Source organism: Desulfonatronum lacustre DSM 10312 (assembly GCF_000519265.1).
GTDB classification, from domain to species: Bacteria; Desulfobacterota; Desulfovibrionia; order Desulfovibrionales; family Desulfonatronaceae; genus Desulfonatronum; species Desulfonatronum lacustre.
Genome location: NZ_KI912608.1, coordinates 3723973 through 3744328, shown reverse-complemented (window position 1 = coordinate 3744328; position 20356 = coordinate 3723973). Strand labels below are relative to the sequence as shown.

Genomic DNA, 20356 nt, shown 5'->3' with positions numbered 1-20356 from the left:
AAAAATGCAACAAAAAGCGCTCCCGACTGAGTCGTCAAAAGAGATGGAGCCCACAACCGGATTTGAACCGGTGACCTCTTCCTTACCAAGGAAGTGCTCTACCGACTGAGCTATGTGGGCTCGTATGCTGCGTGGAGCAAATAGGGAGGCCGATGTGGAGCGGGAAACGGGACTTGAACCCGCAACCCTCAGCTTGGAAGGCTGATGCTCTAGCCAATTGAGCTATTCCCGCACGGACGCTGACACATTTATGTTCGTGTAGTCCAGCAACAGGCCCTCGAAACGTCCTGTCTCCTACAGCAATTTCAAATATGGTGGAGGGGGGAGGATTTGAACCTCCGAAAGCTTACGCTGACAGATTTACAGTCTGTTCCCTTTGGCCACTCGGGAACCCCTCCGATCAACCATCTGGTCGACTTCATGGAGCTGGCGATGGGATTTGAACCCGCAACCTGCTGATTACAAGTCAGCTGCTCTACCGTTGAGCTACGCCAGCCACAAAGAGAGAGGCATTTACATGGGGCTGAAAAAAAATGCAAGCTCTCGGGCGACATTTTTTCGAATCAAAGCCGTCGGTATCATCGTTTCCCCTGGATCAACTTGAATTCCTTACCTGAATCGGCTCGAAATTTCGGAAGGAGTATCTCGCGATGATGCAGACCGATCCACCCCACGTCCGGCCCCGAACCATACAGTGGGTCGAACAACACCGGAAGGCCGATGGAGGCCAGGTGCGCCCGAATCTGATGGCGACGGCCTTTATGAATTTCCACCCTGACCGCGGTGATCTCCCCGGTGTTTTCCCAAACGGGCCCCCAAGGAACTTTTGGGACGCCTTCTCCCCCCAAGCGCGCCGAGCGCCCCAAAACCTCCGCGACTTCCAGGCACTCTGTCTTGGTCGCGACCAGAGGCGTCACCCGTGTCCAGCGCAACGCATCCGGCTCATCCACGCCTAAAGCCCGCACCTTGCGCCGCTTGGCCGTGTCCAGGGCCGACCGGATCACCAGGGACCGGTTCAGCCGTCCATGCACCACGGCCAGATACTCCTTGCGCACCCGACCCTGATCCTGCCATACGGCATAATCCCGGGCCGCCCGCTGATGCAAGGCCGCCAGGACCAGCCCGGAAACCGGCTGATCCAGACGATTCAGGAGGATCGCTGAAGCCCCGGGGAACAGATCAGACAAGGTCTCCTCCAGAGTCAGCCTTACCCCGTCCACGCCCCGGTTCCGGGGCCTGCCGATCAAATCCAAGCAAGGCCCCTCGGGAAGTCTTTCGGGAAGCCGTTCACAGTGCATCCCGGCAGGCTTGACCAGAGCCGCGAAATCGGCATCCCGACCCGCCACATGAATTACCGGGGCCTCGGCCTCCAAAGGCGTCCAAACGTCTCCTTGTCGCGTCAGGTCGCACTCTTGACCGCCCACGTGATCCGTTATCCGAACCCGCTGCCCCCCGGACACCCGAAACCCCGCCGCCCGAGCCCGCCCATCCACATCAACCGGGTATTCCTCAAAAATCCGCCTCGCCCCCCGCCTTCCCAACCCCGGCATCAACCGTGCCAGGGCTTGATCCAGACGCAAGCCATGGCAGTCGCTCGGAACCACAAACTCCGGAGAAAACGGTTCGATGTTAGGCGTATCAGAGCCGAGATGGATCATCTCCAAAATAGGTTGAACACTAATCCCCTGGAATCTACCCATTGCATTTCACCGCCCATTGCCAATGTGGCGGCAAGCGTCATGAGCATGGCGACCAAAGCGGCCAGGGCCGGATCTCGTTCTCATCAGCTCCTCCTCCTTGGCAAAAAAGCTCACAACATCCGCAGCATGGCATCTTGACATGGCCCGGGGCGACACAAATGCCGTCAAACCCGGCATAATTTCCCCCATCCACGCGCTCTCCAATGCCGCAATCAAAGTCGAATTAGGGATCGAAATCGAACGAGCCCACGAGTCAACGGCGATTCTTGACTTGCATCTGAAAAGCGCTAATTTCTCCTCATCCCATGTTTTCCAGGAAGTCGCAGCATGCAGATCATCCATTTTTCACTCCTCGCCCATCCGCCGCAACGGGATGCCCTTACGGATGCACCATCATTATTATGGTGCATGGCCGGGGCCTGAAGGCGCTCGTCGCGTTCAGGCCCATCCCCCTGGTGTTGATCCCGCTTCGCTCGGCCCCTTCCCCAATCCAAGCGGCTTCGTTCGCAAAAAAGACGACATGAACCGCGAACCGAGGTTTCGGAGCGCTGGAACCGCCCGGGGCTTGATCCGAGTTTATCCGGTGCGCCCTAAACTGTGAACCCAACCGTGACCTCGGCCACGAGCCTGATATTGGAGTCATCATGACGCAGATTGTCAAACGTCCGGAAACCCTGCCGGAAATTCGACCGCCGAAGATTCGGCGGCTGGAACCGGTCCGGACGCAAACGGTCATCTTCGAAGGCCCCGGAGAAACCCTGCACCTGGAGTCCGGGCAGACCCTGCACCCCGTCACCGTGGCCTATGAAACCTATGGTCGCTTGAATGAAGGACGGGACAACGCCGTGCTGGTCTGCCACGCCTTGTCCGGTGACGCTCATGCCGCTGGGTACTACGGTCTGGAAAAGGATGAAAAGCCGGGTTGGTGGGACGTCCTGATCGGACCGGGCAAGCCGTTGGATACGGATAAATACTTCGTGATTTCCAGTAATTTCCTTGGCGGATGCAAGGGCTCAACCGGACCCTCCAGCATCAATCCGGCTACGGGCAAGCCGTATGGCCTGGATTTCCCCTTTTATACGGTCAAGGACATGGTCCAGGTCCAGCGTCGGCTGCTCAAGCACCTGGGCGTGCCCCGGCTGCTGGCCGTGATCGGCGGGTCCCTGGGCGGGATGCAGGTCTTGCAGTGGGCCATCAGCTTCCCGGAAATGGTCCGCGGGGCCATTCCCATCGCCACCACGGCCCGGCTCTCGCCCCAGGCCATCGCCTTCAACGAGGTGGCCCGACAGGCGATCATGAGCGATCCGGACTGGAACGGGGGCGACTACACCCTGGACGCCCAGCCGGAACGGGGGCTGGGACTGGCCCGGATGATCGGGCACATCACCTATCTTTCCGAGCAGGCCATGCTCCACAAGTTCTCCCGCCGCTTCATCAACGGCCAGGGCCGCTCCTTCTGCCTGACCAAGGACTTTCAGGTGGAAAGCTACCTGCATCATCAGGGATCGAGCTTCGTACGCCGCTTCGACGCCAACACCTATCTCTACATCACCAGGGCCATGGACTATTTCGACCTGGAAGCGGCCTACGGACGGCTGTCCACGGCCTTTTCCGGCTGCCGCTGTCCGTTCCTGGTCGTTTCCTTCACCAGCGACTGGCTCTTCCCTCCGGAGCAGTCCCGGGAACTGGTCCAGGCCCTGCGCCGGGTCGGCCTGGACGTGTCCTACTGCAATATCGAAAGCGACCAAGGCCATGACGCCTTCCTGCTGCCCGGCCATCGCATGGGCGACGTGGTGGCCGGTTTTCTGGATCGTCTGACCAGGATGACTGCGTCATGATCGCCCACTGCGTCACCGCTCAACAGGTGGACTGGAGCCGCAGCCGTCCTCGGGACCGGGCTCTGGACACGTTCATCGTCAGCCTGGTGCCCCAGAGAGCCAAGGTGCTGGACCTGGGCTGCGGCAACGGGGACCTGTTGTTGCGTCTGAAGGCGGATCGGAAGGTGGAAGAACGCGGAGTGGAGCTGGAGCCGGGGGCCGTGGCCGAGTGTCTGAGCCGCGGCCTGTCCGTGATCCAGGCCGATCTGGAGGCAAGTCTGGCTGATCTGCGGGAAGGGGCCTTCGACGTGGTGGTGCTCAACCAGGTGCTCCTGGCCACGGCCAGGCCCCTGCACCTGTTGACCGAAGCCCTGCGGGTGGGACGGCGGGTCCTGGTCAGTTTCCCCAACTTCACCTACTGGCGGATCCGCTCCCAGATCGTGTTCAAAGGCCGCCTGCCCGTGAACCCGACCCTGCCCTACCAATGGTACGACACCCCGAACATCCGCCTGGCCACGGTCAAGGACTTCCGGGCCCTGTGCCAGGAAAAGCACTGGCAGGTGATTAAAGAGCTGTTCGTCAACCTGGACCGCCAGGACCTCCCCCGACCTGTTCGCTTCTGGCCGAACATGCGAGCCTCGCTGGCGCTTTTCGCGCTGGAACGAGGAACGCGCTGAAACTGATATATCTGGACCTCCGGGTGTGTAACACGAGCGGGAACCCGCCTACACCGTACGGCTTGGTCTCTTCGGTAACGCGGTTGGCGTGTTTTTTCATCACTTCCCAGCACCCAGGAGGACGTATGAACGGAATGTTTTTACCCCAGGCAGAGCGTGTTTTTACGGATCACCCGAAATTCGCAGGGGTCAGGATCGCGGTTTTGGTGCGGGGGGCGGATTCGGACAGGGTCAGCGTGTCTCAGTTGGAGATCGAGCCCGGAGTCGAGGTGCCGATCCATACCCATGATCCCCAACTGGACTCCATTTTCGTGCTGTCCGGTGAGGCGGAAGTGTTTATCAACGGTGAGTGGCGGCGAGTCGGTTCGGAGGATTATCTCCTGGCCCCGGTGGGCGTGGAGCATGGAGTGCGGAATATCGGCCGGGAGCCGCTGCGACTGCTTATCCACCACAGCCCGCCGTTGTTCTAGCCGACTGGAAGGGCGCGAAACAGGGGCGTCCCGCTGGCGTTTTTCGCGCTGGAGCGGGGGGCAAGGCTGATCTTCTGACGTCAATCTGCCCCGCCCGGCAACCGCCCGTCCGCCAAACGCAAAGTGCGCCCCGCATGCCGGGCGTTGTCCTCGCTGTGGGTGACCATGACGATGGTCCGGCCCTTGGCGTGGAGGCGGCCGAGCAGGTCCATGACTTCGCTCCCGGTCTTGCTGTCCAGATTGCCGGTGGGTTCGTCGGCCAGGAGGATCGGCGGGTCGTTGACCACGGCCCGGGCAATGGCCACCCGCTCCTGTTCGCCGCCGGATATCTCGCTGGGCAACCGCCGGGCTTTCTTGTCCAACCCCATTTCAGCCAGGGCCGCCAGGGCCCGCTCCTCCTTGCGCTTGCGGGGCTCGGCGATCACGGCCAGGGGAATCATCACGTTTTCCAGGACGTTCAGATAGGGCAGCAGGTGGAAGCTCTGGAACACGAAGCCCAGGTACTCCCGGCGAAAGTCCGCCCGCTGATCCTGATTCAGATCGTAGATGTTCAGGTCGTCCACGGTGAGGGTCCCGGACGTGGGCGTGTTCAGCGCGCCCAGAATGGACAACAGCGTGGACTTGCCCGAGCCGGACTGGCCCATGACGGCCACGAATTCTCCGCTGGTGATGCGCAGACTGACCTTGTCCAGGGCGATCACGGCGGCCTCGCCCTGGCCGTATTGTTTGCTTAAATCAATGGCGATGATGTCGCTCACGGGAGTCTCCTTCTCACTTTAGCGAAACTTTGTTTTTCCTTCGAGAATATGTCCAGGGCAGCCCACGGAACACACGGAAAAACACGGATTTTTTTGGGCGCGTGTGCGTCAGGACCGCTGTATCCGCAACAGGTTCTCCATCTTGTTGCCAAAAGCTGGGATTCCTTTCCCCGTGATCCCCGTGTGCCCTGTGGTTGAAACGAATTGCCCCGACGAAAAAAAGAAGTTCCGCTGTAGTCTTATGGTCTTCGCTACTGGCGATACTCGCGTCGGAATCAGATTGCCCGCAACGCCTCGTTGGGATCCATCCGCGAAGCCATCAGGGCCGGGTAGACGCTGGCCGTCAGGCCCACCAGCACGGCCAGTCCGATGGCCAGCACGGGCAGCAGCGGATCGCCGTGGATGGCGTGGTGCGACAGGGATTGGTCCATTTCGCCGATGGTGAACAACGGCAAGGCCAGGCGCACCGCTGCCTGCCCCAGGAGGTAGCCCAGAGCCCCGCCCACCAGGGAGAGTATCCCGGCCTCCAAAAAAATGATCCGCATTACGTGCCCGCGACGGTAGCCGATGGCCCGGAACACGCCGATTTCCGACGCCCGTTCGCGGACGTTGCCCATCATGGAGACCAGGACCATCAAGCCGGAAACCACGATGACCACGCCGCAGACGCCGTAGGCGAACTTCTCGAAGTGATCCATGGCCTGCATCCGGCTTTCCACCACCTGCTGGATGGCCATGACCTGGGTGTTCGGCAGGGCCATGGCGATGTACTCCACCATGTCCTCGATGGGACAACCGTGACACAGGGCCGCCACTTCGGCCATGGACACCAGGCCTTCCTTGTCCAAGATGCGCTGGGCCGTGCGCAACGGGGTGAACAGCAGGTGATCGTCCTGGGATCCGGAAGGTTCCAGGACTCCGGAGACCGTCAATTCGTTCGCGACTTCACCCGCCTCTACCCGCAGGACGTCGCCGGGACCGAGGGACAGGAGGCGCGCCGCTTCCGCGCCGAGGAGAATGTGGTTTTCCAGGTCGGGAACCGTTCCCACGACACGCCACCACGGTTTGAGCACCGTCGCGGCGTTGAAATCCAGCCCGGCCAGCAGCACGTTGTGTCCTTGGGCCTGTACCACGCCCAGGACCACCGGCCCCAGGGCGGCGATATTCTGGCTGTAGGGAATGGTATAGACTTTTTGCAGTTCCTCCTCGTGTATCTTGCGCACGTCGAAGGACACGCCGCCCAGGGAGATCCCTCCGTAGCTCAGGGCCAGACTGTCGCTTTGCGGCAGGATGACGATGTTCGCCCCGTACTGCTCCATTTGCAGCAGCATGTTCGATGAGACGGCTTGCCGCAGGCCGAGCAGGGCGACCACCGTGGCCACGGCGATGAGCAGGCCGGTGAGCACGAAGGCGGCCTTGGCCTTCCTGCGCTTGATGTTGGCGATGGCGATGGAGTTGAGGTTCATCCGCGTCCGCTCCCTGGTCCGAAGTCGAAATACCGCCGTCCTTCCAGTACGTCCCCGGCCCGGATCACCAGATCGCCTTCACGCAGTCGGCTGGCCAGGGGCGTGGGGTTGCAGCCCCCGCGGACCTCGCCGATAATCCGGGACGGGAAGCGCATATTGCAATTGCGACAGATCATCGCGTCCCCGTCCTGGACATAGCCCATATCGGCCTGCCAGCAGACGTCGCAGGCGTCGAAGGCCGTGCGGAGCACGCCGTCCGGCGTTCGCAGGGCAAAATACCTGATGCCCACCCCGTCCTCCGTGCGCAGCACAAAATGCCGGGCCTGGCCGTCGGCAAACAGGGCGGCCGAGTGGACCAACTCGCCGTTGACCGGCGTGACGATGGTCGCTTCAACGCTCTTGTCCCCTGGTCCGGAATGGGTGAAAAGCAGGAAGACAATTATCATCAAGATCAGGGCGCAGGCGGCGAGGATGATTTTTCGCGACGCCGAAGGCGGTGCGCCGGTTGGCGACGAGCCCAGCACAGCGGCCCTTTTGGCGGTGAGATTGTTCTTTGACGAGGGTTGCTTGGGGGTGTCTGACGTCATTGGGACCTCCAGGGACGCACATGGATGAGGTTTGACCTTATTTCGGACAAAGAAGGTAAGGATTGCGCTTTGCATTGGCAAGTCGAATTTGGCAAACAAGTGTTGCGACAATGTGATGCAACAGGCTGAAACAGGATGACGAGGAAAAAACTATGCACGACACCGAGAAACAATGGCCGGAAATCGCGGCAAACCAGCTCCGGACCATGCGCCGGACCGGGCCGCTGGTGCACAACATCACCAACTTCGTGGTCATGGGTGTGACCGCAAACGTCCTGCTGGCCCAGGGGGCGTATCCGGTGATGGCGCATGCGCCGGAGGAAGTGGAAGAAATGACCGGGCTGGCCAGCGCCCTGGCCCTGAACATCGGCACCTTGAGCGGCCCCTGGGTGGAGGCCATGATCCTGGCCGGAAAAAAGGCCAATGAGCTGAACAAACCGGTGGTCCTGGACCCGGTTGGGGCCGGGGCGACACGGTATCGGACCGAAACCGTGAACCGGATTCTGGACGCCGTGAGTATTTCCGTGCTGCGCGGCAATCCGTCCGAAATCCTGGCCGTTTCCGGGGGCCAGGGCGGCGCGCGGGGGGTGGACGCGGTGCATGGCGTGGAGGAAATCACCGATACGGCCCGGGAGTTGGCAGCCAAACTGAACTGCGTGGTGGCGGTTTCCGGGCAACGCGACCTGGTCACGGACGGCCGATGCATCGTCCGTCTGTCCGGAGGCTCCCCCCTGATGACCAAGATCACCGGCATGGGCTGCGCCCTGAGCTCCACCGTGGCCGCGTTCGTCGGCGCGGGGGGCGAGGCCCTGGCCGGGACCGTGGGCGCCATGGCTCTCTACAATGTGGCCGGAGAGCTGGCGGCCCAGAAATCCACCGGCCCCGGCAGCTTTGAACCGGCCTTTCTGGACATTTTGGCCCTGGTCGGGGATGATCAGATGTTGCGGGCGGAGGCATGCTCCGCTTAACTACTTGCAAAAGGACGTGACCGCCATGGCCCGAAAAAATCGATCAGACGCCTTGACCCCGGAAAGCGTGTTGCAGACCTTTCGCAAGGCCCGCACACCCCTGGCCTACGCCGAATTGTCCCAACTCCTGGGAGTGGAAAAGCGGCATCGCGACGATCTGGACGAAATGTTGAACCAACTGATCCGGGAAGGTCGGATCATCCGGATGCGCGACGCCTACGGCCTGGCCGAGACCATGCGGATCATCACCGGAGAGTTGGAAGTCCAGCGCTCCGGGGTAGGGTTCGTGCTCCCGGAGGACAGCCGCGGAAAGGACGTCTTCGTGAGCAGCCGGGACCTGGGAGACGCCCGCCACGGCGACAAGGTGGCCGTGGCCCTGATGCCCAAACGCCGCGACCGCAATCCCGAGGGCCGGGTAGTCCGGGTGCTGGAACGGCGGACCGAGATCTACGCCGTGCGCATCCTGGACGCCAGAGGCCGGGGCCAGTGGCTGGCTCAGGCCACGGACCCCAAACTGGGCTTTCACCTGCTCCTGACCTCCTCCGACCCGGACCTGCAACCGCGAAAAAACGATATCGTCCTGGCCCGGATCGGCGAGCGGTTGGAGGAACATCTCTGGTCCGGCTCCATCAAGTCCGTGCTGGGTTCTGAGATCAATCTGGACGTCCAGGAGCAACTGGTCAAGTTCAACCATCACGTGCCCGCCGAGTTTCCACAGGCCGCCCTGGAGCAGGCCGAAACCCTGCCTGAGAAGCCGGCGCAGGAGGACTTTAAAAACCGCAAGGATCTGCGCGAGCTCCCCCTGGTGACCATTGACGGTGAGACGGCCAAGGATTTCGACGACGCGGTCTGCGTCAAGAAAATCGCTCAAGGTTTCACCCTCTGGGTGGCCATCGCGGACGTGGCCCATTACGTCGCGCCCTCCACCCCTCTGGACGATGAGGCCCGGGAGCGGGGCAATTCCTATTACTTCCCCAAATCCGTGGAACCCATGTTTCCGGAACGTTTGTCCAACGGCCTGTGCAGCCTGAACCCCGACGAACCCCGCCTGGCCATGGTCGCGGAGATGGATTTTTCTCCGGACGGCAAGACCCTGCGGTCCGACTTTTACGAGGCGGTGATCCAGAGTCACGCCCGCCTGACCTACGAACAGGTCCACGGAGCCCTGGAGGAAGACGACCATTCCGTGCGCCGGGTTATGGGTTCGCTGCTGCCCATGCTGGAGCAGGCCGCGACCCTGGCCCGGGCCTTGAAGCAGCGCCGACATGGCCGGGGCAGCCTGGATTTCGATCTGCCGGACCCGACCGTGCTCCTGGATGTCCAGGGCGAAGCCGCGGACATCCAGTCCCGGCCCAGGCATTTTTCTCACCAGATCATCGAGGAGTTCATGATCGCGGCCAATGAGGCCGTGGCCGAATTCCTGACCAAGCGCAAGCGGCCGATGCTCTACCGGGTGCACGACCAGCCGGACCCGGACAAGCTGCGCGCTCTGTCCAAGGTCCTGGAACGGACCGAGTTGGACGTGAGCTTGCCCAAGAAAGGCGAACCGGCCGACCCCAAAACCTTGCAGGCCATTCTGGCCGCGGCCCAGGACACGGACATGGAATTCCTGGTCAACCGGCTGCTCCTGCGCAGCCAGATGCAGGCCAAGTACAGCCCGGAAAACCTCGGCCACTTCGGCCTGGCCTCCACCTGCTACGCCCACTTCACCTCCCCCATCCGGCGCTACGCCGACCTGGAGCTGCACCGGGCCCTGAAAGCCGTCCTCTCCGGGCTTGGCCCGAAAATCTCCTTAAAACAGCTCAAGGCACTTGGCGATCAACTGAGCATCCGGGAGCGTCGGGCCATGGCCGCGGAGCGGGAGATACTCAAGCGGGTCACGGTGATGTTTCTGCTGGACCGGGTGGGCGAGGAACTCTCCGGAGTGATCTCCTCCCTGACCGACTTCGGCTTTTTCGTGGAGTTGTCCGACCTCCTGGCCGACGGCATGGTCCGGCTGTCCTCACTGACCGACGACTATTACGCCTTTTTCCCGGAACGCCATGAACTGGTGGGCCGGCGCACCGGACGGACCTTCCGGATGGGACAGAAGGTTTCCGTAATCCTGGAGGACGTCAGTCTCTCCCGCCTGGAGATCAACCTGACCCTTAAGCCGGAGAAGTCGCCGGAGGAAACCGCGTCCAAGCGGGCCGCCAAAGGCTCCAGCCGAAAAGGCGTCCAAAAAGAAGACCAGAAAAAAGCTCCCCCAAAAGCCCCAAAGAAAGCCCCAAAGAAAGCTCGGGCAAGCGTCCCGAAAGATTCTCCGAAAAGCGGCCGGAAAACCGCCCGAAAACCCGATCCATCCCGCCGTGGTTGATCAGCAATCGTTCTCCCGCCCGCTGCTGGACTGGTTCGCGGGCCATGCCCGGGATCTGCCCTGGAGAAGGACCTACGATCCCTACCAGGTCTGGATTTCCGAGGTCATGCTCCAGCAGACCCAGATGGATCGGGTGGTGGGCTATTTTCAGCGCTGGACCGCCGGGTTTCCGGACGTCCGCGCCCTGGCCGCGGCTCCGGAGGACAAGGTCATGGCGGCTTGGGAGGGGCTCGGCTACTATACCCGGGCGCGCAACCTGCTCCGGGCGGCCCGGCACGTGGTGGAAAATCTTTCCGGAATCCTGCCCCGGGACCATGCCGACTGGCTGGCCTTGCCCGGAGTGGGCCCGTACACTGCGGCCGCGGTCTGCGCCATCGCCCACAACCAGCCCCATGCCGTGGTGGACGCCAACGTGGGCCGGGTTCTGGCCCGTGTGTTCGACCTGGACACCCCAGTCCGGCAACGGCCCACGGCCAGGTTCATCGCCGAACAGGCCCTGACCCTGACCCCGCCGGGACAAGCCCGGAACTTCAGCCAAGCCTTGATGGAACTGGGCGCCCTGATCTGCCTGCCCCGCCGACCGCGTTGCTCCTTCTGCCCCCTGCATGACGTCTGCGAGGCCCGCCGCCTGGACATCGTCCTGGAACGCCCGGTCCCGTCCAAGGCCGTGACCACCATCCCCATCGACGTGGCCACGGGCGTGCTCATGGCCCAGGGACTGATCTACATCCAGAAGCGACTCGGAACCGGGGTCTGGGCCGGCCTGTGGGAGTTCCCCGGCGGGACCATCGAAGGCGCGGAAACCCCGGAGCAAACACTTATTCGCGAATACATGGAAGAAACCGGCTTCGCCGTGAACGAGCTACGCAAACTCGCCGTGATCCGCCACGGCTACACCAAATACCGCGTCGCCCTGCACTGCTACCACTGCCGCCTGAACGACGACCAACCCAAGCCCCCGCCCATCCTCACCGCGGCCCAGGAATACCGCTGGGTCCGCCCGGAGGAACTCAACCAATACGCCTTCCCCGCCGGCCATCGCAAACTCATTGACCAAACCTTCTCATGACATTCCCCGGCCATCTTGGAGACGGGATAAAAAACACCTCCAAAACACTTGCCAAGGCCTGGAGTTTTGGATAGAAGCTCAATCTTTCGCCGCCGAGGTAGCTCAGTCGGTAGAGCAGGGGACTGAAAATCCCCGTGTCGGCAGTTCAATTCTGTCCCTCGGCACCAGGAAAAATCAAAGGGTTTAGGCCAAACGGCCTAAACCCTTTTTTTGTCTTGTCGATTTTGTCCCGCATCTTTCCCGCTTTTGAAGAGCGCGCTCTGCTTCCCCCTCCGGCCCCTCCCTGTTTCAATCAGGGACCAGCCGTCGGTTTAGATACTCGCCCTCGCTGCACCGCAAGCACCAGTGTGGTGAATTGAGACAAGAACGAATGAAACGTTCCGATACAAAAAAATCAATGATCCAAAAGAAAGAACCTTGGCTTGCCATGGACATCTTCAGGACAACACATCACCCCCGGTACACCGTTCCCGGTAAATCCGGAAAAAAGCCCCTGGTGTCCAAGACCGGGGCTTTCAGTTCGGCCGGGGCGAGGGTCCTGTACTCCGCGTGGGCGGTGCACAGGATGATCAGATCGTACTCCCCGTCCACGGGACTGGACGTACGTCCGGCGTATTGGGCGTATTCCCGGCTGGGACGAATGACCGGTACATGGGGGTCGTTATAGAGAACCAAGGCGCCCTTTTGCTCCAGCAAGGCCATGATCCGATAGGTGGGGGACTCGCGGTCGTCGTCCACATCGGCCTTGTAGGCCAGACCCAGGAGAAGAATTTTAGAGTTTTTAAGCGGTTTGGCTCGGTCGTTGAGCACGTCCGCGGCCCGTTGGACCACGAAGGAGGGCATGGAGGTGTTGATCTCCCCGGCCAATTCGATGAATCGGGTGGCCACGTCGTACTCACGAGCCTTCCAAGTCAGGTAGAACGGATCGATGGGAATGCAATGCCCGCCGAGACCGGGACCGGGGTAGAAGGGCATGTAGCCGAAAGGCTTGGTGGAGGCGGCCCGGACGACCTCGAAAATGTCAATGCCCATTTTCATGAAGGCCGTCTTCAGTTCGTTGACCAGGGCGATGTTCACGCTGCGAAAGATGTTCTCCATCAGCTTAACGGCCTCTGCGGTGCGTGTGGAGGACACCGGCACGACATGGTCGATGACCTGTCCGTACAGGGCCAAGCCCACCTCAAGACAGGCCGGGGTGCTGCCGCCGCAAATCTTGGGGATAGTCCGGGTCTGAAAGTTCGGGTTGCCCGGGTCTTCGCGCTCCGGGGAGTAAACCAGGAACACGTCCCGGCCCACGACCTGCCCGACCTGTTCAATGCGCGGCCGCAGTTCCTCCTCCGTGGTTCCGGGATAGGTGGTGGACTCCAGGGACACGGCCTGCCCGGATCGCAGGTGCGGCAGAATCTCCTCCAGGGAGGCCAGCACGTAGGAAAGATCCGGCTCTCGGTGTGCGTTCAGGGGGGTGGGCACGCACAAGATCAGGGCGTCAGCCTCCCGAGCCCGGGAGAAATCCGTGGACGCATCGAAGGCTTTGGCATGGACGGCATCCTGAATCGGGGCCGAGGGAATGTGCTTGATGTAGCTCCGGCCGGCCAAAAGCTGGTCGACTTTGGCTTGGTCGATGTCCAACCCCAGGACGCGATATCCAGCTTCCAGATATCGCAAGGCCAGGGGCAGGCCCACATAGCCCAGGCCGATGATCCCGATGGTGGCTTGGCGGGCGGTCAGTTTTTGCAGCAGGGTGGTTTTGATCATGGGAAAGCCTGGGTGCCTGATTCATACGCATCAGGGCCTTGGTGTTGCCGCGGTGCGGCGTGGAATGCGGGGAGTTGGTCATGAGTAGCTCCAGACAAAGCGATAACGCGACTTTTGCCTGTGAGAACGCCAGTTACTCAAATGCCGATGACACCGCAACCGCATCCCACTCTCCCCTCCGACATTATCCAAACCGACCGGTGATATAATCCTCGGTGGCCCGTTGCTTGGGCTGGGTGAAGAGGGTGATGGTGTCCATGTATTCCACCAGGTTGCCCAGGTACATGTAGGCCGTATAGTCCGAAACCCGGGCGGCCTGCTGCATGTTGTGGGTGACGATGATGATCGTGTATTTTTCCTTAAGCTTAAAGATCAGATCCTCGACCTTGGCCGTGGAAATGGGGTCCAGGGCCGAGCAGGGCTCGTCCAGAAGAATCACTTCCGGCTCAATGGCCACGGCCCGGGCGATGACCAGGCGCTGCTGCTGCCCGCCGGACAGGCCGAAGGCGTTTTCGTGCAGCCGATCCTTGACCTCGTCCCACAGGGCCGCGCCGCGCAGGGCGTATTCCACCACCTGGTCCAGTTTTTTCCTGTCGTTGACCCCTTGCAGCCGCAGACCGTAGGCCACGTTCTCGTAGATGGACTTGGGAAAAGGATTGGGCTTCTGGAAGACCATGCCCACCCGCCGACGCAGTTCGGCCACGTCCACGGTCCGATCGTAGATATTCTCGCCGTCCAGCTTGATGCTGCCCTCGATGCGACAGATATCGATCAGGTCGTTCATCCGGTTGAAGCAGCGCAGCAAGGTGGACTTGCCGCAGCCGCTGGGACCGATGAAGGCCGTGACCCGCCGGGTGGGGATCTTCATGGAGATGTCCTTCAGGGCTTGGTCCTTGCCGTAGTAAAGCTGAAGGTTCTCCACTTCCAGGGAAAACGTTTCCTTTCTGAAATCCATTTTTTCTCGCGGATTGTCGGCGAAAAAATTGGCCATGACACCGTGGGGCGCCGGGGTGTTGTTCGTGGTACTCATATCACCTTTCCATAAGCTGCGTGGTTACGGTGGGGTTGCGGTTCAATGTCGGTTCGACGACGGGGCGTTGATCACGACTTGCCGTTGTAATGAAGAATTATCCGCAGTCCGTTCAAAAACCTCAAGTGCAAGAAGCAAGAAAAGTTCAAGATCGAAGCGTATTTATTGATACGTGAGAGTTTGAACTTTTTGCAGCGACGCAGCAATTGGGAGTTTTTCAACGGACTGCTAATCGCTTTCGCTGCGGTACTTCTCTCGCAGATAATTGCGGATGGTGATGGCCGTCAGGTTCAGGGTGATGATGATCAGCACCAGGACCAGGGCCGTGGCGTAGACCAGAGGCCGGGAGGCCTCCACGTTGGGGCTCTGGAACCCCACGTCGTAAATGTGGAAACCCAGGTGCATGAACTTGCGCTCCAGGTGCAGGTACGGGAAATACCCGTCCACCGGCAAGTTCGGGGCCAGTTTGACCACGCCCACCAGCATCAGCGGGGCCACCTCCCCGGCGGCCCGGGCCACGGCCAGGATCAACCCGGTCATCATCGCCGGGGTGGCCAGGGGCAGGACCGTGCGCCAGAGCGTTTCGGCCTTGGTCGCGCCCAGGGCCAGGGAGCCGTGGCGGATGGTGCTGGGTATCCGGGCCAGCCCTTCTTCCGTGGATACGATGACCACGGGCAGGGTCAACAGGGCCAGGGTCAGGGAGGCCCAGACCAGCCCCGGCGTGCCGAAGGTCGGTGCGGGCAGGGAGTCCTGGTAGAACATCCGGTCCAGGTTGCCGCCCACGAAGTAGACGAAAAAGGCCAGGCCGAACACCCCGAAGACAATGGACGGCACCCCGGCCAGATTGTTCACCGAGATGCGCACCAGACGGACTATGGGCCCCTGCTTGGCGTACTCTCGCAGGTAAATGGCCGCCAGCACGCCCATGGGCGTGACCACGATGGACATCAGGATGACCATCAGCACGGTGCCGAAAATGGCCGGAAAAATCCCGCCCTCGGTGTTCGCTTCCCGAGGAAAGCCGCTCAGAAATCCCCAGACCATGGTCACGTAATGGCCCATTTTCTGAACCAGGGACATGTCGTTGGGCCAGTGCACGTGGACAACGTTGGCCAGGGGAATTTCCACCTGGCGACCATCCATGGACTCAGCCACCAGAATGTCCCGGCGCATCTGTTCCAGCAGATCCAGCCGACGGGCGTTGATTCCCGCGTACTGGCGATCCAGTTCGTCCCGCTCTGCCTGCAATTCGGCCAGTCGTCGCTGGATTTCCGCGGACTCCAGATCCACGTTCCGCTCCAAGCCGCGTTCAGCCAATCGAATCCGCTCAAGCTGCCTATTCAACCCGCCGATCTCGTAGCGTTCGATCTGGTTGATTTCCCCGGCCAGTTCGTTGGCGCGGTCAACGAGAGGTAAAAGCTTATCCTTGCCGGCGTAGCCTTCGGCGATCACCACTCCGTCCTGCTTGACCTGGTGGAGAAACCCGATGAAATCACCCCATTCCCGACGCTCGACGACCATGGCCTCCCGAGGAGTGGTCCACTCGGAAACCAGCGGCTCCGGGTACCAGTAAAAATCCCGGCCGGTCAGATCCCGGTTGCCTTGCTTGATCAGAAAACGCTGGGTCAGGTCCACGTCTTCCGGAATCAGATGCCCGGACTCCCGCAGGACCAATCCGGTAACATTCTGGGAACGCATCGGGTTGCCCAGCACGCGAATCGTGGTCTCCGGGTCGGGATGATATTCGAACTCCACCACCGGGGCCGGCCAGAAGTGACCCAGCCCGCGCACCGCGATCAAGGCCAACAGACCGAAGACCATGATCATGCTTAAGCTGATCATCCCCCCGGTCAGCCAAATCCAGGGAGAGCCGCTTTTGAACCATTGACGTGTATTCATCCCGTTATCCTACGTTTCACATTGTATCTCGCATGAATCGAAATCGTGATCGTAATCGACTCCGAACAAACTTGACTCCAGACGTGGCGAAAACTTTTTGCGATACCGAATCGATTTCGATTGCGATTTCGATTTCGGTTGATACTGTAATCGATTGGCAACCGGCACTTGGATCTACAGCGAACTATACTTCTTGCGCAGCCGCTGGCGGACAATCTCCGCGGCCGTGTTCACAATGAACGTGAGCACAAAAAGCACCAGGGCCGCCAAGAACAGAATCCGGTAGTGCGTGCTGCCCACGGCTGTTTCCGGCAGTTCCACGGCGATGTTCGCGGACAGGGTGCGCATACCCTCGAAGATATTGAAGTTCATCACTGGACTGTTGCCCGTGGCCATGAGCACGATCATGGTCTCGCCCACGGCCCGGCCGAAACCGATCATGATCGCCGAAAATATTCCCGGACTGGCGGTGAGCAGGACCACACGGGTCACGGTCTGCCAGGGAGTGGCCCCCAAGGCCAGGGAACCCTGGGTCAGATGTTTGGGCACATTGAAGATGGCGTCCTCGGCTATGGAGAAAATGGTCGGAATGACCGCGAAACCCATGGCCAGCCCAACCACCAGGGCGTTGCGTTGGTCGTAGGTGATGCCCACATCCGTCAGCCATTGCCTGGCGCTGCCGTCGAAGAACCAGATTTCAATGTGCGGGCTGAGCGTGACGCAGACCCACCCGAAGACCAGAATTATGGGTACGAGCATGGCCGCTTCCCAGCCGTCCGGAACCAGCAGGCGGATGCGAAGGGGCAACCTGCTCCAGGAAAAGGCGGTCAGCAGCATCATCAGAGGCATGAAGACCACGATGGAAAAGACGGCAGGCAGGTTGCTCTCCACGAACGGCGCCAGCCACAACCCGGCCAAAAAACCGAGAATGACCGTGGGCAGGGCCTCCATGACTTCGATGGACGGTTTGACAACGGCCCGCAGCTTGGGGCTCATGAAATATGCCGCGTAGATCGCCCCGAGCACGGATAGGGGCATGGCGATGAGCATGGCGTAGAACGAGGCCTTGAGCGTGCCCAGGGTCAGGGGCATCTGGCTGAACTTGGACTCGAACTCGTCCGAAGCCGACGAGGACTGCCAGACATAGTCCGGTGCGGCCCGGCCTTCATACCAGACTTTTTGCCACAAGGCGCTGAACGAGTACTCGGGGTGCGGATTGTCCACATCCAGCAGGTGCAAATTCTGAGTCTCGTCCAGGGCCAACAGAGCCGCGTTGGTCGGGGAAAAGGCCAAAGTCCGGATGGGCGAGTCCGCCACGGGTTTCAGCAGCAGGGTCCGCTGGGAGGTGGGATAGTGCAGTCCCACGACCCCGGTGGCGTCCGCCGCGGCAAACCCCTTGCGAGTGTACTCCGTGGCCAGGATGGTGATCGGGGCGGCATGACGGTCAAAATCCCGAACGTGCGTGATGAAGTATTCGTTCTGTTCATTCCGGACCAAAAAATATTGGCTCAAGGTTCCGTCGGACCGGCCGACGATGAGGGAAACCGTACCAAGCAGGAAGTCCACGGCGGTGATGGACACGGATGCGTCCGGAACCACCTCCAGACTGTGTGCCGGTCCGGCCTGAGACGGTTGACGCAGATCGTAATAGTGCAGCTTGCCGTGCGCATCGGCCAGGAACAAATTGATCATGTTCGAGGAGATCAGCACGTCCACGACCTCGCCCGGTGCCGGCCCCAGATCGTGCTTGGTGGTGGTGACCACGGTCTCTCCGGTCAGGAAGGACGTCCGGGTGGCGAGCTGAACCAGGAGCACCCGGTCGTCGTCCGTCACCGTTGCCACGGCCGTTCCGGCGGCAGCCCGCTGCACGGCAATGCGGCGCAGTGGACGATTCGAGGGATCCACCGGGACGGGTTCGCTGCCGAATGGAAAGCTCAATTTGGGAACAATGGTCCGGACATTGCCGGTCCAGTCCAGCTCGAACTCATGGCGGACCAGGATGGCCGTGCCGTCCGAAAGCCCCAAAACAACGAGATTGGAACGCGGTTCCCCCTCACCGAAGGAACGGATCTCAACGCCTTCCGGTACCGGAACAACGACCTTCTCCATGGGCATACCGGTGGCCAGCTCGAAAAAAAGCACCTCGCCGTTGCCGCGATACCGGACACCGACTTCCTGGTACCGATCCATATCCAGCAACAACGTGCGTTCCTCCGGCCCTCCGGGGACGACATACGCGGTATTCGTCTCGATCTTGGCCGGAGCGAAAATCGGGACCAGTTCGATGAACAAGAAGATGAAGATCAGGGCCAGGGCCAAAACCACGCCCATTCCACCGGCACTGATGAAATATTTGGCGGAAACGTCCTTGGTCGTCCGGTATTTCCGCAACGAGGCGCGGGCCGTGGCGTCGGGCATGGCCCCGAACAGCTTGTCCAGGTCATGCGTGGGAGTTGAAGAAGATGAGCCGTTTTTCATGATGCGTCGCTTCCTGTACACGATGCGAAAGCCGAATGGAGGTTCCGATGACGATTCGTCGAGAGAGAAAAAGCCGCCCCATGCCGGAGCATGGAGCGGCGTCAAGCGGATGGTTCGGGAAGGCCTACAGTCCGATTTGGGCGCGGACCTGGGCGGCGACGGTTTCGGGCAGCGGGATGTACCCGTCGCGGACCACGACTTCCTGGCCCTGCTTGGAGAGTACCAGGCGCAGGAACTCCCGCTCCACCGGAGCCAGCGGCTCGGTGGGATTCTTGTTCACATACAGAAACAAACCGCGAGCCAGCGGGTAATTGCCGGAGGCGGCGTTTTCCGCGTTGGGTTCGTAACAGGTTCCGCCCATGTTGATGGACGCGGCCTTCACCCCGGAGGTGATGTAGCCGATACCGGAATAGCCGATACCGTTGATGGACTCGGTCACGCCCTGGACCACGGAGGCGGAGCCGGGTTGCTCGTTGATGGTCGGCTTGTAGTCGCCGCCGCACAAGGCCACGTCCTTGAAGAAGCCGTAGGTGCCGGACACGGCGTTACGGCTGTAGATGGTGAAGTCGCGATTGGCCCAGGCGCCGGTCAGGCCGACCTGCCCCCAACGGGTGACGTCTTCGCCGTGACCGCAGCGACGGGTGGCGGAGAAGATGGCGTCAATCTCGGGGATGGACAGGCAGTCCAGGGGGTTGTCCTTGTTCAGATACACGGCGATGGTGTCCACGGCCGTGGTCACCTTGACGGGCTGGTAACCGTAGCGCTGTTCGAACTGCTCGATTTCCGTGGCCCGCATTTCCCGGCTCATGGGCCCGAAATTAGCCGTGGCTTCGATCAGGGCCGGCGGGGCGGTGGACGAACCGGCACCCTGGATCTGGATGTTCACATTGGGGTAGTAGCCCTGGAAAGCTTCAGCCCAGAGGGTCATCAGGTTGTTCAGAGTGTCCGAGCCCATGCTGGACAGATTGCCGGAAATACCGGAAACCGGGGTGTACTCGGGCAGGGCCGGGTCAACTCCGGTTTGAGCCGACACATTGCCCGCGGTCAGCATTCCAAAAAGCATGATAGTTGCTAAAATCTTCCGCATAAAAGAGATTCCTCCTGTTCATTTGTGGCGATTTCGACCCGCCGACATGGCGAACCGTCCAAGGCCATTTTCCATGACCGTGAACATAGGAGGGAATTGTTACAACAATATGACGGGAAGATGACATTTGTCCGAAGAAACGCGACGACTCGAAGTTCCCGGTCCGACCTGGGAACGAAAAAAACGAAGGGAAGAATAAAGGAGGAGGAAAAGGGAGAATCCGCATCTCGGGAGCCGAT

At 61.0% G+C, this 20356-nt stretch carries 16 protein-coding genes and 5 tRNA genes; 7 read left to right on the top strand and 14 right to left on the bottom strand.

What is annotated here, in order from left to right:
• Positions 1–44 precede the first annotated feature (44 nt).
• The 6 genes from DESLA_RS0117720 to DESLA_RS0117695 all read right to left on the bottom strand — a co-directional run bounded on the left by DESLA_RS0117720 (position 45) and on the right by DESLA_RS0117695 (position 2042).
• Positions 45–120 (bottom strand) — tRNA-Thr (locus DESLA_RS0117720).
• A gap of 35 nt (positions 121–155) precedes the next feature.
• A tRNA-Gly gene (locus tag DESLA_RS0117715) sits at positions 156–232 on the bottom strand.
• Between the two features lie 80 nt (positions 233–312).
• Positions 313–398, bottom strand: a tRNA-Tyr gene (locus tag DESLA_RS0117710).
• A gap of 23 nt (positions 399–421) precedes the next feature.
• Positions 422–496, bottom strand: a tRNA-Thr gene (locus DESLA_RS0117705).
• Positions 497–578: 82 nt separating this feature from the next.
• Positions 579–1700 carry a pseudouridine synthase gene (locus tag DESLA_RS0117700; RefSeq protein ID WP_084032164.1) on the bottom strand — a complete coding sequence of 374 codons (1122 nt, stop codon included), beginning with the start codon at positions 1698–1700 and terminating at the stop codon, positions 579–581.
• Between the two features lie 6 nt (positions 1701–1706).
• Positions 1707–2042, bottom strand: coding sequence for a hypothetical protein (locus DESLA_RS0117695; RefSeq protein ID WP_028573507.1), 336 nt, complete (start codon positions 2040–2042; stop codon positions 1707–1709).
• A 302-nt stretch (positions 2043–2344) separates the two neighbouring features.
• Between DESLA_RS0117695 and metX the strand changes: the two genes are divergently transcribed.
• The 3 genes from metX (at position 2345) to DESLA_RS0117680 (ending at position 4664) form a co-directional block, all read left to right on the top strand.
• Positions 2345–3538, top strand: a complete 1194-nt coding sequence (gene metX, locus DESLA_RS21310) for a homoserine O-acetyltransferase MetX (protein ID WP_084032163.1) — start codon at positions 2345–2347, stop codon at positions 3536–3538.
• Positions 3535–4194 carry a methionine biosynthesis protein MetW gene (gene metW / locus DESLA_RS0117685; RefSeq protein ID WP_051434823.1) on the top strand — a complete coding sequence of 220 codons (660 nt, stop codon included), beginning with the start codon at positions 3535–3537 and terminating at the stop codon, positions 4192–4194. Before metX ends, metW begins: the two co-directional genes overlap by 4 nt.
• Positions 4195–4319: 125 nt before the next feature.
• Positions 4320–4664: a cupin domain-containing protein gene (locus DESLA_RS0117680; protein WP_028573505.1), complete on the top strand. Its 345-nt coding sequence runs from the start codon at positions 4320–4322 to the stop codon at positions 4662–4664.
• 80 nt (positions 4665–4744) lie between these two features.
• On the opposite strand, the gene DESLA_RS0117675 is transcribed toward DESLA_RS0117680, so the two are convergent.
• From DESLA_RS0117675 to DESLA_RS0117665, 3 genes are all read right to left on the bottom strand, one after another.
• Positions 4745–5422 carry an ABC transporter ATP-binding protein gene (locus DESLA_RS0117675; protein ID WP_028573504.1) on the bottom strand — a complete coding sequence of 226 codons (678 nt, stop codon included), beginning with the start codon at positions 5420–5422 and terminating at the stop codon, positions 4745–4747.
• Between the two features lie 275 nt (positions 5423–5697).
• Positions 5698–6888 (bottom strand): ABC transporter permease, encoded by a 1191-nt coding sequence (locus DESLA_RS0117670; RefSeq protein WP_028573503.1) that lies wholly within the window; start codon positions 6886–6888, stop codon positions 5698–5700.
• Positions 6885–7475: a DUF2318 domain-containing protein gene (locus DESLA_RS0117665; protein WP_051434822.1), complete on the bottom strand. Its 591-nt coding sequence runs from the start codon at positions 7473–7475 to the stop codon at positions 6885–6887. Before DESLA_RS0117665 ends, DESLA_RS0117670 begins: the two co-directional genes overlap by 4 nt.
• A gap of 152 nt (positions 7476–7627) precedes the next feature.
• On the opposite strand from DESLA_RS0117665, the gene thiM reads away from it, so the two are divergent.
• The 4 genes from thiM (at position 7628) to DESLA_RS0117645 (ending at position 12035) form a co-directional block, all read left to right on the top strand.
• Complete coding sequence (gene thiM, locus DESLA_RS0117660) at positions 7628–8443, top strand: hydroxyethylthiazole kinase (RefSeq protein ID WP_028573501.1); 816 nt, start codon at positions 7628–7630, stop codon at positions 8441–8443.
• 25 nt (positions 8444–8468) lie between these two features.
• Positions 8469–10799 (top strand): ribonuclease R, encoded by a 2331-nt coding sequence (gene rnr / locus DESLA_RS0117655; RefSeq protein WP_245590094.1) that lies wholly within the window; start codon positions 8469–8471, stop codon positions 10797–10799.
• The gene (gene mutY, locus DESLA_RS0117650) at positions 10792–11868 is read left to right on the top strand and encodes an A/G-specific adenine glycosylase (RefSeq protein WP_028573499.1); all 1077 of its coding nucleotides are present in this window, start codon (positions 10792–10794) and stop codon (positions 11866–11868) included. The genes rnr and mutY overlap by 8 nt, the downstream gene beginning before the upstream one ends.
• A 91-nt stretch (positions 11869–11959) precedes the next feature.
• A tRNA-Phe gene (locus DESLA_RS0117645) sits at positions 11960–12035 on the top strand.
• A gap of 283 nt (positions 12036–12318) precedes the next feature.
• Here DESLA_RS0117645 and DESLA_RS0117640 read toward each other — a convergent pair.
• The 5 genes from DESLA_RS0117640 to DESLA_RS0117620 all read right to left on the bottom strand — a co-directional run bounded on the left by DESLA_RS0117640 (position 12319) and on the right by DESLA_RS0117620 (position 20117).
• The gene (locus DESLA_RS0117640; RefSeq protein ID WP_035262039.1) at positions 12319–13623 is read right to left on the bottom strand and encodes a nucleotide sugar dehydrogenase; all 1305 of its coding nucleotides are present in this window, start codon (positions 13621–13623) and stop codon (positions 12319–12321) included.
• Positions 13624–13807: 184 nt separating this feature from the next.
• Positions 13808–14578, bottom strand: a complete 771-nt coding sequence (gene pstB, locus DESLA_RS0117635) for a phosphate ABC transporter ATP-binding protein PstB (protein WP_245590115.1) — start codon at positions 14576–14578, stop codon at positions 13808–13810.
• A 303-nt stretch (positions 14579–14881) separates the two neighbouring features.
• Complete coding sequence (gene pstA, locus DESLA_RS0117630; RefSeq protein WP_028573496.1) at positions 14882–16552, bottom strand: phosphate ABC transporter permease PstA; 1671 nt, start codon at positions 16550–16552, stop codon at positions 14882–14884.
• A gap of 174 nt (positions 16553–16726) precedes the next feature.
• On the bottom strand, positions 16727–19030 hold the full coding sequence (locus DESLA_RS0117625) for an ABC transporter permease subunit (RefSeq protein WP_211239074.1): 2304 nt from the start codon (positions 19028–19030) through the stop codon (positions 16727–16729).
• A gap of 124 nt (positions 19031–19154) precedes the next feature.
• Positions 19155–20117 (bottom strand): PstS family phosphate ABC transporter substrate-binding protein, encoded by a 963-nt coding sequence (locus DESLA_RS0117620; RefSeq protein ID WP_084032161.1) that lies wholly within the window; start codon positions 20115–20117, stop codon positions 19155–19157.
• Between the last annotated feature and the right edge of the window lie 239 nt (positions 20118–20356).